The sequence below is a fragment of the Mesorhizobium sp. M0768 genome, from assembly GCF_040320195.1.
Taxonomy (GTDB): Bacteria; Pseudomonadota; Alphaproteobacteria; order Rhizobiales; family Rhizobiaceae; genus Mesorhizobium.
This window is the reverse complement of the sequence record NZ_JAMYPD010000032.1, coordinates 1-12064: the sequence shown is the minus strand read 5'-3', so window position 1 is coordinate 12064 and position 12064 is coordinate 1. Positions and strand designations below refer to the sequence as shown.

Below are 12064 nucleotides of genomic sequence, written 5' to 3'. Positions count from 1 at the left end.
CGAGGGATCGGTACCCTCAACGTCAAGGAAGACTTTGCCAGTGTCGGTGAAGTCGAAGAAATAGCGCGGCATCCATACAAACACAGTAACGCGAGAATGGGCGTGACCTGACGTCCAATGATGTCCGCGCATTTGGTTAAAAACGTACGGGCCAAGACTCATCGCCCTGATCCGCTTAGAGTTACTTCCGAAAGGAAGCGCTTTCATGCTGCCATTGCCCCACGCCGTCCATCCAAAAGTAGTTGCCGAGATCAACAATCTTCTAGATCATCACGCCGGGGCGGTACCGGTGCCCGTTCACAAGCTCGCCGCGGTTGTCCGGCTGCGCCTCAGAAGCCATCTTTCCATCGCGACTATTGAGGCGCTGATCGTGGACGAAGCCGAGTGTCGCCACCTGCCCATGCTGTTCGAACTGCCGGCAACACAGGCGGCTGTAGTTTCAACTGCTCTGAGTCGCGCGACTTGAAGGTTAGGGGCTCGGGCATTCGGATCTGGCAGGGGAGCCCACCCCGCGTCCGCCCCAATGGTGACAGCCTATGACCAGCAGCAGCTCAACTAGTGGTACTGCCTATCCTGGCGATCTGATTCTGTTGAAGCAGGTCTTTGATCGTGTATGCGTCGAGCAAGGCATTCCGGTAGGAAGCGAGCAGGCGGAGCGCCTGAGCGTGAGCGCAATGGCACTCTTCTCGGACGGCGAGTTCGACGAGGCCGTTCTCTATGAACACCTTCGGTTTGTTGCCCGCTCCCTGCCGAGCAGGGACCGAGCATGACCGACCATGATTCGGATGGTCGGCGGGTTCGTGCCGCCCTACTTACCCCCATGGCAACCCATTGGTTCGTCCCTCTGGTGTTCGTGAAGACTGAAACCGGCGACAGGCATGGCTGCGACAATGCGAGAGCAGCCCTTGAGCAGCTCAAGAGGTGGACCCGCAGAGGACCTCGCTGGCACAAGGCGGTGACCCTCTGTCTGTCAGACCTGGAGGGCGATCCGATTGACCCTCAGGTGGTACGAAGGGCCTTTGAGGCTGCCGCAGAAGCCAAGATGTATCTTTCCCCGCATAGGACGAGGGGAAGATTTCTCCCAAAGATTCCGTGGCTTATTCAGTACGATTCGAACATTGATTTCTTGGAGAAGTGACCCATAAGGTAGCCGCTTGGGTTCTCGCTGAGGTGGGAGGCCTTCGGATGAACGTTCTGACGAACTGCCGACCCCGCAAAGTGACGGCCCATGAGCTTGTTGAACAGCTGATTTTACAAGCCCGGCGCGGCCAAATTATCATCATCTCCGTCAAAGACACTATCGCGGCGGTGCGCCGTGACGGCCACATCTGGTGGTAAGTGACTGCGAGCTGGTCGCTCTTGTTGTTGATGTTGCCCCAGCCTTTGGCCTGTTCGTCGCGTTCGATCTTCGGGAATAGCCGCATGGCTCTCCACTGGTTGCCCCCGCCCAGTCTACGTCAGAACCAATACTCCCGACCGGAGCTGGCCGCAGAGAAGTCCTTCTCTAGATTCCGCCTATGGCAATCCTTTGGTTCTCACCTCCGGTGTACGTCAAGACGGAGCATGACGGCTTCCGCTACGGGGTCCACCACGTTGAGGCTGCGGCCGAGGAACTCGTCTTATGGACCAAGCGTGGCCCTAAGTGGCTAGAGGCGGAGCGCGCCTGCGTGGATGCCATGAGCGGCAAGGTGTCCCCCCAACCCCCAACAGGCCCGTGACACGTTCGAGGAGGCTGCCAAGGAGGAGGGCATGATCTTTCCTGATTAGGAGTTCTCATGGCTCGCCATTGGTTCAACCCTCCGGTCCCCGTCAAGACCGAGCGTCCAGGGGAAATCCGCAACGTCGAGAACGCCGAGACAGCCGGCGAGGAGCTGATGAAGTGGACCAGGCGTGGCCCTCGCTGGGACCTCGCGGTGCGCGTTTGCATGACCGTGATATTCGACGAGATGGAACCTGAGGAGGCTCGTAAGGCATTCCTGGCTGCTGCAAAAGAGGAGGGGACATTACTTCCCCCAATGACAACCAGCTAACTTGAACTGCGGTAAAGGTTCTCTGACCAACACCGCCTTCGCGAAAGGAGCCCGCCGCCCGTGAGAAAGGCGACGGACCCCCACAGCGGCTGCACATCCAAGAAGAACCCGCGGCCACCTCTAAACCTCTAAACCCGCGAGGGCCTGCGTTGTTCCTTACAACCTGGGTTGGTCGGCAGTCTGGTTCCGCTCCAATTTCCCTGTATGGCTCTCCATTGGTTCAACCCTCCAGTCTATGTCAGGAGCGACAGACCTGGCATCCGATACGGGTTAGCCACGTCGAGGGTGCCGCCGAGGAACTCATGAAGTGGACCAAGAAGGGACCTAAGTGGAAGCTGGCGGTGCTGTCCTGCATCGACGCCTTTGAGGACCAAGTGTCACCCGAGGATGTCCGTAGGCCTTTGACGAGGCCGCCAAGGAGGAGGGGCATGCTCGTTCTGGAGTAGGAAGCCGCGTGATACCGCGCCGCTTGGCGACGTTCATACCCCACGCTCTGAGGCTCGACCATTTCTTGCTGAGCACAAGCAGTGAATGAGCCGCCTCATAGAGGGCCGTGCGGGCGAGCTCGTCACCGCATCGGCTCACCTTGCCCTGAAAGTCCGTCTCGCCAGATTGGTAGCGTGCCGGGGTCAGACCCAGATGCGCGCCGACATCCCTCGATCGGCGAAAGCGGTCCGGCTGATCGACCGTGGCACGAAAGGCGAGCGCGGTGATGGGTCCCACACCGGGCACGGACATGAGGCGCCGGCAGACTTGCTCCTTGCGGGCGATATTGAAGACCTGCTCTGTCAGTCGCCCGAACTCGCGCAACATCGTTGCCACGATCGCCAGAAGCGGCTCGACAAGAACGTTTGGGGCGGGGCGGGACGAAGAGGTTGCGGAGGGCTGACAAGGTCGAGACGAAGCGTTGCAGGCCTCCCGGCGATCGGACCCCCTCCATCATCCGCTCCCGTTTTCGCGGCGGCACATGGGAATTCTCCGCTCTGTTGTTCAACCCCTTGTGCGACCGGTGCTCGACGTCCGGCATCACCTGTCGCTTTGCCGCTCCATACGAGCGCAGCTTGTCGGTGATCATGCGCTTCGGCGCGAGCCCCTGCTTCTTCAACAGCCGCGTCAGCAAGCGCTTGGCGGCTTTGGTGTTGCGGCGGTTTTGCACGATTTCGTCCAGCACATATCCATCCTGGTCGACGGCGCCCCACAACCAAAGCTTTTTGCCGGCGATGGTGACGACCACTTCGTTCAGGTACCAGACATCATTCCGGCACGGCGGCTTGCGGCGCAAGCAGCGAGCGTAGTTCGTGTCGATGCCGGCTCAATACTCCCCAGAAGTGCCGTTTGAATCTTCCCCAGTTTAGCGCTGTCGCCGGTCTTCCGGAGCGCGCTCGGGGAGACCGGCGGCGCATGATCGTTGATGCTTCTCCTGATGGTCGGGAGAGGGATTTCGGTGATCAAGATCGGGGAGATGATGATGATACTGGATTTGCATCGGCAGGGCCTGTCGGTGTCGGCGATCGCCAGGGAGAGCGGGATCGACCGCAAGACGGTGCGCAAATACATAGCGCGCGGGCTCGAGGCTCCGGCCTACGGACCACGCAAGCCGCGTCAGGCGGTAATCGATCCCTTCACGGCCTATCTTCGCGAACGTGTCACGCGATATCCTGGGCTCACCGGCAGCCGGCTTTTCCGCGAACTGAAGGACCTCGGCTATGGCGGCGGCTACACGGCCGTTACCGACTTCCTGCGCGACGTCCGTCCTGCCGCGGCGGAGCGTGGATACGAGGTTCGCTTCGAGACCCCGCCCGGCGAGCAGGCGCAGGTCGACTTCGCCCAGTTCAATGTCGTCTTTGCCGATGAGCCGACCACGCCGAGAATCGTCTGGCTATTCTCCATGGTGCTTGGCTTCAGTCGCCTTATCTGGGCACGCTTCGTCGTCCACCAGGATCTGCCGACTGTCTTGCGCTGCCATGCCGGGGCTTTCGAGGCGCTGGGCGGCGCTCCTCGCGAAGTGCTTTACGACCGTATGAAGACGGCTGTGATCGGCGAAGGCGATACCGGCGGCATCGTCTACAACCGTGCCCTCGTCGATCTTGCCCGCCACTATGGTTTCCATCCCAAGGCGTGTCGGCCTTACCGCGCCAAAACCAAAGGCAAGGTCGAGCGGCCGTTCCGCTACATTCGCGAGGACTTCTTCCTGGCCCGGTCCTTTCGCAATCTCGAAGACCTGAACGCCCAGTTGCGTCACTGGCTGGACACGGTCGCAAACCCGAGGGTTCACGCCACCACAAGGCGTGTGGTCAACGAAGCTTTCGCCGAGGAGCGCGCAGCGCTGCGGCCGCTGCCTTTGGCTCCGTTCCGATCGGTCCTAAAGCTCGAGCGACGTATCAGCCGGGAGGGCATGGTCAGCGTCGGCGGCAATTTCTACAGCGTGCCCGACGCCACCAGGCGCCGTGTCGTCGAGGTACACACGCTGGCCGAAGAGTTGCGCATCTTCGAGGACGGCGCACTGATTGCCACCCATCCTATTCTCGAAGGCCGGCACCAGCGTCATGTCGAGCCGGGTCATCGCAACATCCACGTCCACAAGCGCCGACAAAGACTGAGGAACGACGAGGTCATTCTTCATGGCTCGGGCGACAGGGTCGCTCAGCGCCCGTTGGCCTTCTACGACGCCGTCGCCCGGGTGATGGCGAAGGAGCAACGTCCATGACGAACGCGCTCGACACCACGCCATCCACCATCGACCGGATCCGCCACGACCTCGTCGGCCTGAAGATGCCGCGGGCGCTCGAAGCGCTCGATCATGTCGTGCGCCGGCTCGAGAAAGGCGAGATCGCCGCCCTCGAAGCCATGGACATCCTCCTCTCGGAAGAGTTGACCCTGCGCGAGAACAGCCGGATCAAGACGGCACTGCGCATGGGGCGCCTGGCCACGATCAAGACGCTCGCCGGCTTCGACTTCTCTTTCCAGCCCTCGCTCGACCGCGATCGAATCTTCACGCTGGCCCAACTCGGCTTCGTCGCCCGCTGCGAGGTCGTCCACTTCCTCGGCCCGCCCGGCACAGGCAAGAGCCATCTGGCCATTGCGCTTGCCGTCGAGGCTGTGAAGGCTGGAAAGAGCGTCTATTTCTGCACGCTCGCCGAACTCATCGCCGCGCTGGCAAGGGCCGAACGCGAAGGCCGCCTGCAGGAACGCATCCGCTTCTTCTGCCGGCCTGCTCTGCTCGTTGTCGATGAGATCGGCTACTTGCCCGTCGTCCACGGTGGCGGCAATCTGTTCTTCCAACTCGTCAACGCCCGCTACGAGAAGGGCGCAATGATTCTCACCTCAAATCGCGGCTTCGCCGAATGGGGCGAGGTCTTCGGCGACCCTGTCGTCGCAACCGCACTTCTCGATCGCCTGCTTCACCATGCGGTCGTCGTCCAGATCGAAGGATCGAGTTATCGGCTCCGCCAGCACGCCGAGCTCATGCCCGAACACTTGCGATCAAAAGCCTCCATCACGCCGCCGACATTAAATCCACCATCGCGGCCGCGCGGCCGGCCACCGAAAAATGGACACCCCTCCGCGACAGTCTGAGCGGCGAAACTGGGGAATTTTACTTCGGCACTTTTGGGGAAAATTCGAGCGGCATTGACAGTTCGGCCCGAACTTGATGCCCCACCGGCGAATTGTCTCATACGAAACCACGATGCCGCGTTCCAGCAGCATTTCCTCAACCAGGCGCAGGCTCAGCGGAAACCGGAAATAAAGCCAGACCGCGTGGGCGATAAATAGGGGCGGAAATCGGGGGGGCGTGTAGCTGACGGCGGGCGTATTCATGCCCCCGGCGTCTATGTCGCAAATCTTGACGATTGGTTTGTGTGACAAGCCCGCCGCAGGTCTCAACGCGTTCATATGCAGACAATGTGAAATCGCCCTATTCCGCCTTTTTTTACCGCCCCTTAAGTCCCTCGCTCGCATGCTTGTCGATGCCATTGAACTCATAGCCATCGGCCAAGGATTTGGAAAATATGTTTCCTCTCGCAGCAGAAACCGTGAGAGTCGCTGTAGGCCTAACGTTAAGGGGCTGGGAGAGAGCGGTTTGATTGGACGAAATGTGTACCGGAGTACCGAGTCATGAAGCCACGAGGTAATCTGGTCCGACTGAAGCAATTTCAGGTGAATGAGAAGCGGCGACAGTTGCAGCAGCTAGACATGATGATTGCCGATTTCGAACGCATGGCGCGAGAACTGGACTTCCAGATAAACGCCGAGGAAACGAAGGCCGGCATCTCCGATATCAATCATTTCGCTTATCCGACGTTCGCCAAGGCCGCCCGCCTACGTCGTGACAACCTCAAGAATTCGCAATCGGACCTTCTGCGGCAGAGAACCACAGCCGAGCCATGCCTCGCCGAGGCTGAAGCAGAGCTCTCCAAGGCGCAAATGCTAGAATCGCGCAGCGGCAGAGGCCACGACCTCGAACCCGGCAACCGAAGCGCCATGATCGGCTGAGCCGGACGGCTTCAGCGCGCCTCAATTCGCGACACCCGACTGGCCGTTGGCGCGTGTGTCGCCGCAGCGTGACAGCCGTCCCGGCCAGCTATCGCTGCATCAAGCCGCTGAAACTTTACAGTGCCGGGCGCGCTGCTACTCAATTTCCTTACCGCTCAATCAATGTGACAGCACCGATTCTTCTCAACCGCGGCATGCCTTAAATCGTCACTTGCGTTCCGATCTCGACGACGCGTCCGGTCGGGATCTGGAAATACTCGGTCGCATCGGCCGCCGTGCGCGCCAGCCCGATGAACAGCTTGTCCTGCCAGACCGGCATGCCGGAATTGGGCGACGCCTTGAGTGAGCGCCGCGACAGGAAGAAGGACGTCGTCATGATGTCGAACTTCCAGCCCTGTTTGCGGCAGATCGCCAGCGCACGCGGGATGTTGGGCTGCTCCATATAGCCGAAGGTCAGCGTCACCCGCATGAACAGCTCGTTGACGGTCTCCATCTTGACGCGCTCGCTGTCGGGCACGACAGGCTGCGGCGCCGTCACCACCGAAAGGATGACGTTCTGCTCGTGCAGCACCTTGTAGTGCTTGAGGCTGTGCATCAGCGCGGTCGGCGCGCTCAGCGGATCGCTGGTCAGGAACACCGCGGTGCCCGACACCAGATGCGGCTTCTTCTTCAGCAGATTGCCGGCAAGGAAATCCAGCGGGATCTCGTTCCGGCGCGTCTTGTCGAACAAATAGCGGGTGCCGCGTATCCATGTCCACATCGCCAGCACGATGGTGAAGGCTACCGCCAGCGAAGCCCAGCCACCTTCGAACACTTTGACGATGTTCGAGGCAAAGAAACCAATGTCGATGAACGCGAATACCACTGTCAGGGAGATGGCCAGCCAGAGCTGCCATTTCCAGATGCGGCTCATGATCACGTACAGCAGCACCGTCGTCACCAGCATGTTGCCGGTCACCGAAATGCCGTAGGCTGAGGCAAGCTTGCTGGATTCGCCAAAGCCGACCACCAGCAGCATCACCACCAGCGCCAGCAGCATGTTGACGCGCGGCATGTAGATCTGGCCGGACTGTCTTTCCGACGTATGCAGGATTTCCAGGCGCGGCAGCATGTTGAGCTGCACCGCTTGCCTGGTCAGCGAGAAAGCGCCGGAGATCACCGCCTGGCTGGCGATGACGGTCGCAGCGGTGGCGAGAACGACCATCGGAATAAGCGTCCAGCCTTCGTTCATCTCGAAGAAGGGATGACCGACCACGCCGTTTTTCGCCAGCACGAATGCGCCCTGCCCGGCATAGTTCAGCAGCAGGCAAGGGAACACGATTGCCAGCCAGGCGAGCACGATGGGCTTGCGGCCGAAATGGCCGAGGTCGGCGTAGAGCGCTTCGGCGCCGGTGACGGCGAGGAAGATGGCGCCGATCGTCACGAAGGCGACGTCGGGTGAATTGATCAGGAAGGCGACGATATAATGCGGGCTGACTGCCAGCAGGATTTCCGGATCGGCGATGATGTGGTTGAGACCGGAAAGGCCGATGGCCAGGAACCAGACTGCCGTGATCGGGCCGAAGATCAGGGCGACGCCGCCGGTTCCAAACCGCTGTGCCGAAAACAGAATCGCCAGGATGACCAGCGTCAGCGGCACCACATAAGGCTGGAAGGTCGGCGTGACGACGTTCATGCCTTCGACCGCCGACAGCACCGAGATCGCCGGCGTGATGACTGCGTCACCAAAAAAAAGCGAGGCACCGACGATGCCGATGCCGAGGATCACCGCCGAGCGGGTCGGGAAACTGTTGCGCGCCAGCGCCATCAGCGACAGCACACCGCCCTCGCCGCGATTGTCGGCCCTGAGCACGAACATGATATATTTGATGGTGACGATGATGGTCAGCGACCAGATGATCAGCGACAGCACGCCGAGGATGTCGCCACGGTTGGCGACTTCGCCCCCCGACGATGCCACCAATGCCTCGCGGAAAGCATAGATCGGGCTGGTGCCGATATCGCCGTAAACCACGCCGAGTGCGCCCAGCATCAGCACCTTGGTGCTGTGCTGCTCGACCTCAGAATGGCTCGATTGTTCGACGGGTTCTGCCTCGTTACCAGCATTGGTAAGGGCCATGGACGACACTCCGATAAGCGCGCGGTGCTCTACGCTTGCTGCACTGCAATATCAAGTGCCGTCACGTAATGGCTCCGTATGCGGACCGCATTTGTTGCCCCACCGGCGGATTGTCTCATACGAAACCACGATCCCCCTCCAGCGCCATTTCCTCGACCAAACACAGGCTCAAGGGGAACCTGAAGGAGAGCCAGACCGCATGGGCGATGATCTGCGGCAGGAAACGATGGCGCGTGACGCTCAACCTGCCCGACCTCAGCTGGAGTTTGCGACGGAACCGGGAAATATGCCGGACCAAGCTGACTGGTGACACACGAACGCATTATTGTCTTCCGGTCTGGCGGCAACAGTATCGGCAGGACGGCAAAGCTGACCGGCTGCTGCAGCGAAGCGCAGGTGAAACGCGTCTGGGCTCGACATCAGAAGGAAAGCGGGAAGCAGGAAATGCTGTCGCAAAAGTTGAGCTCTGCGACGGTGCAAAAGTCAGTTGCAAATCGTCGCGACAGAGGCTCGGCAGCTCCCCGAAGTAGCCATTTCAGATTGCTTGCAGGTGCGGATAAAGTCCTTTATGCATCGGCACATGATCAAGTCCGCGCTCATCGCTGCAATCTATTATGCGACGCTTCCATAAGGAGCGGCGCGTTTCGATCATGCCTTGAAACAAGCCGCCGTCAGGCGGCTTTGTTCATGAGAGGACCCCCTGGCGGCAATACCAGGAGGATTCCCTATATGGCACTTCCCGATTTACCAACCGATCATTCCGAACCATGTTCGGCGGCTTTGAAGACGCTCATTGAGCGCGGCTATGTAAATCAAGGGACCGACCTGCCGGGTGTCGATGCCGCCTTTGAAGCAGGCATCGTACCCGCTTACGCTGGTTTCGATGCGACGGCTGACAGTCTTCATGTCGGCCATCTTCTTCTGATCATGGCGCTTCGTCATCTTCAGCAGACTGGCCATAAACCCATCGTTCTCATTGGGGGTGGGACCACCCGCATCGGCGATCCCAGCTTCCGTTCGGAGGCGCGGCCGATGCTGACGGACGAGCGGATCGCCGCCAACATTGAAGGGATCAGAAAGGTCTTTGACCGTCTCCTTGTCTTCGGAGACGGCTCGACGGATGCCGTGATGGTGAACAATGCCGACTGGCTGGACAGCATTCGTTGGATCGACATGCTGAGAGACGTCGGCAGGCATTTCTCCGTCAATCGGATGCTCTCTTTCGACAGTGTGAAGTCGCGGCTGGAAAAGCAGGAGAACCTGAGCTTCTTAGAATTCAACTACATGATCCTCCAAGCGTTCGACTTCCTTGAGCTATCCCGCCGGACCGGTTGCCGTCTGCAGATGGGTGGAGCCGACCAGTGGGGGAACATCATCAATGGCATCGACTTGATACGGCGGACGGATGGAAAGGAAGTCTTCGGAGTGACTACGCCGCTTCTGACGACTCCTTCAGGTGTCAAGATGGGTAAGACGGCTGCCGGAGCTGTGTGGCTCAACGAAGATCGCCTTTCGCCATACGATTACTGGCAATTCTGGCGTAACACGGAAGACGCTGATGTCGTTCGGTTCCTGAAGCTTTTCACCGATCTGCCGATGGACGAGATCGAGCGATTTGGACAGGCTGAAGGAACCGAGCTAAACGCCGTCAAAGAACGTCTCGCCAACGAAGCTACGGCCCTGGCACATGGAACTAACGCCGCCAAACAGGCGGAGGCCACGGCTAGCCAAGCATTTGGGCAGGGCGAAGCCGCAGAGGGGCTACCGACGCTTCATCTAAATGACGCCGAGGGCTTGGCCGGAGTAGCCCTTGTGGATTTGCTGGTACGCGCCGGATTGACCTCCTCCAAAGGGGAAGCGCGAAGGGCGATCTCGGGACGAGGTGTGCGGATCAACGGCAACGTCGTCGAGGTTGATACAATGATATCGTCCCAAGACCTCCCGATCCGGCTTTCGCTCGGCCGGAAGCGCCACACTGTTGTAAAGTAGGGTTTCAGCAAGATGCTGTCGCAGAAATTCTGCCCGCTTAGCGGATATTGCAGACATTCGCGTCGAGTTCCCTGAGGAATGTCGAGAGACATTCCCCAGGGGGTAGTTAAGGCCGGGCAAAGGCAGCAAACTGGCCGGGTGGGTGATTGGCTACTATATTACGTGATGCATTAACATGTAGGAGGTCGAGCAGCATTGTCACGCTTCCATGCGGCAATGGGCGGGCCGTTTCCTTTGATGTGATCGGCATTGACGGCGACCGCACACAAGGTGTCCACCTATTTTGGTGACGCCTCATGCATCAGAGCACTCAACAGTAAAAGGTGCGGGGAAATTCGCGCTTACTAATTAACTGCCAAGCGACACACGTTTCGCGCGCGGATCTGCAGATCATCTTGCGGCGCGCGGCATTGATGCTCAGAAACGTCGCCGGCGTGCCGCTGGAACCGGCCACCGAGGACGCTCTCAACGCCATTGCTGCCGAAATGGAAATCGGCCGGGCGGACCTCATTCAGATCGTGCTGCGGGAATGGTTGGAAACGAACGCCTATCTGCCCGTGCGCGAAATCGATGAGGAGAATGAAACGGACGGGAGCGCGTAAATGCAAACTTCCGCGATCACGCTATGCACGGCGAAGCTGCGACTCATCTATCGCTAAGGCGCGGCGGACCTGATGGCCTGTCGTATTCGTCGATGGCCATGGTTCGAGCGATAGGAACGCGGAACGCCTCCGTGGCGCCCCGAATGTCGTCATCATATACGGCTTGTACGCGTCCCCAACTGCCGCAGCTTTCATCGGCTGCGCACTTCGCCATCCGGACTTGAGACAGTGCCGGCTCTGCTTCGGTGCAACGTCCGCGATGGCGGCTCGATTCCTGGGCCAAGACTCCATTTTCGGGCGGCAATTCCAGCACCGACCTTGACCGAGTCATGCCGCATATCTGTTGGATGTCGCATCGTCGTAGCCCCGCTAAGCCGACCAGGCCTCCCGACCGCCGGATCGATAATGATGATCGCCTCTGGAGAATTGTTCTTGCTGTCGAGCGCGATGGTCTCCACCGTCTTGCCGTGCTCTATTTCCGCTCAGTCATGAGCAACGCCAGCCAGCCTGTCGACACTTTCGACGAGGTCCCGTGCCTTATCTGCATCGTGTGAAGGCTTTGTGGGTTCGCTCGGGCCGCGCCATCCCCAGCCTATCTTCCTTCACGCCCAACAGCGAAGCATCCAATGCTAATTCGTGAAGCGTCGAGAAAACAAAATTTGACTGGCAATCAAGTTTCTGTGGCGCGACCTTTCGTGGATGCGACAGCCAAACAGCCTGACTTCCCTGACCTGCCACTGAATTTTCATCCGGCTGCAGTTAGAGCCTCGGCGGGTTTTACGCCGTATGGCGCGGGTTGAGCAACGGGTGATCGGCGGAGCTGGTCGGGG

Annotated in this window: 11 protein-coding genes and 4 pseudogenes; 10 read left to right on the top strand and 5 right to left on the bottom strand. The window is 59.7% G+C overall.

What is annotated here, in order from left to right:
- Positions 1-205 precede the first annotated feature (205 nt).
- The 5 genes from NKI08_RS28110 to NKI08_RS28085 all read left to right on the top strand — a co-directional run bounded on the left by NKI08_RS28110 (position 206) and on the right by NKI08_RS28085 (position 2030).
- A complete protein-coding gene (locus NKI08_RS28110) occupies positions 206-466 on the top strand; it encodes a hypothetical protein (protein ID WP_352774158.1) in 261 nt (86 codons plus the stop codon).
- 70 nt (positions 467-536) lie between these two features.
- Positions 537-770, top strand: a complete 234-nt coding sequence (locus NKI08_RS28105) for a hypothetical protein (RefSeq protein WP_352610252.1) — start codon at positions 537-539, stop codon at positions 768-770.
- The gene (locus NKI08_RS28100; RefSeq protein ID WP_352774156.1) at positions 767-1138 is read left to right on the top strand and encodes a DUF982 domain-containing protein; all 372 of its coding nucleotides are present in this window, start codon (positions 767-769) and stop codon (positions 1136-1138) included. Before NKI08_RS28105 ends, NKI08_RS28100 begins: the two co-directional genes overlap by 4 nt.
- 47 nt (positions 1139-1185) lie before the next feature.
- Positions 1186-1338, top strand: a complete 153-nt coding sequence (locus tag NKI08_RS28095; protein ID WP_352610245.1) for a hypothetical protein — start codon at positions 1186-1188, stop codon at positions 1336-1338.
- A 437-nt stretch (positions 1339-1775) separates the two neighbouring features.
- Positions 1776-2030 carry a DUF982 domain-containing protein gene (locus tag NKI08_RS28085; RefSeq protein ID WP_352774154.1) on the top strand — a complete coding sequence of 85 codons (255 nt, stop codon included), beginning with the start codon at positions 1776-1778 and terminating at the stop codon, positions 2028-2030.
- Positions 2031-2480: 450 nt separating this feature from the next.
- Here the strand turns inward: NKI08_RS28085 and NKI08_RS28080 are convergent.
- A pseudogene (locus NKI08_RS28080) lies at positions 2481-2876 on the bottom strand (transposase); the annotation flags it as partial.
- 3 nt (positions 2877-2879) lie between these two features.
- A pseudogene (locus NKI08_RS28075) lies at positions 2880-3324 on the bottom strand (IS6 family transposase); the annotation flags it as partial.
- A gap of 150 nt (positions 3325-3474) precedes the next feature.
- On the opposite strand from NKI08_RS28075, the gene istA reads away from it, so the two are divergent.
- Positions 3475-4737, top strand: a complete 1263-nt coding sequence (istA, locus tag NKI08_RS28070; RefSeq protein ID WP_352773192.1) for an IS21 family transposase — start codon at positions 3475-3477, stop codon at positions 4735-4737.
- On the top strand, positions 4734-5606 hold the full coding sequence (istB, locus tag NKI08_RS28065) for an IS21-like element helper ATPase IstB (RefSeq protein WP_352774152.1): 873 nt from the start codon (positions 4734-4736) through the stop codon (positions 5604-5606). The genes istA and istB overlap by 4 nt, the downstream gene beginning before the upstream one ends.
- A gap of 66 nt (positions 5607-5672) precedes the next feature.
- On the opposite strand, the pseudogene NKI08_RS28060 reads toward istB, so the two are convergent.
- Positions 5673-5849, bottom strand: a pseudogene (locus NKI08_RS28060) (IS6 family transposase); the annotation flags it as partial.
- A gap of 297 nt (positions 5850-6146) precedes the next feature.
- Between NKI08_RS28060 and NKI08_RS28055 the strand changes: the two are divergent.
- Positions 6147-6524 carry a flagellar export protein FliJ gene (locus NKI08_RS28055; RefSeq protein ID WP_352451800.1) on the top strand — a complete coding sequence of 126 codons (378 nt, stop codon included), beginning with the start codon at positions 6147-6149 and terminating at the stop codon, positions 6522-6524.
- Between the two features lie 199 nt (positions 6525-6723).
- Here the strand turns inward: NKI08_RS28055 and NKI08_RS28050 are convergent, their stop codons facing one another.
- Together NKI08_RS28050 and NKI08_RS28045 are read right to left on the bottom strand one after the other, a co-directional pair.
- Positions 6724-8643, bottom strand: a complete 1920-nt coding sequence (locus NKI08_RS28050; RefSeq protein ID WP_352509852.1) for a potassium transporter Kup — start codon at positions 8641-8643, stop codon at positions 6724-6726.
- An 84-nt stretch (positions 8644-8727) separates the two neighbouring features.
- A pseudogene (locus tag NKI08_RS28045) lies at positions 8728-8902 on the bottom strand (IS6 family transposase); the annotation flags it as partial.
- A 470-nt stretch (positions 8903-9372) separates the two neighbouring features.
- Here NKI08_RS28045 and tyrS point away from each other — a divergent pair.
- Together tyrS and NKI08_RS28035 are read left to right on the top strand one after the other, a co-directional pair.
- Positions 9373-10632 carry a tyrosine--tRNA ligase gene (tyrS, locus tag NKI08_RS28040; RefSeq protein ID WP_352774150.1) on the top strand — a complete coding sequence of 420 codons (1260 nt, stop codon included), beginning with the start codon at positions 9373-9375 and terminating at the stop codon, positions 10630-10632.
- 323 nt (positions 10633-10955) lie between these two features.
- A complete protein-coding gene (locus tag NKI08_RS28035) occupies positions 10956-11234 on the top strand; it encodes a hypothetical protein (protein ID WP_352451797.1) in 279 nt (92 codons plus the stop codon).
- Positions 11235-12064: the final 830 nt, after the last annotated feature.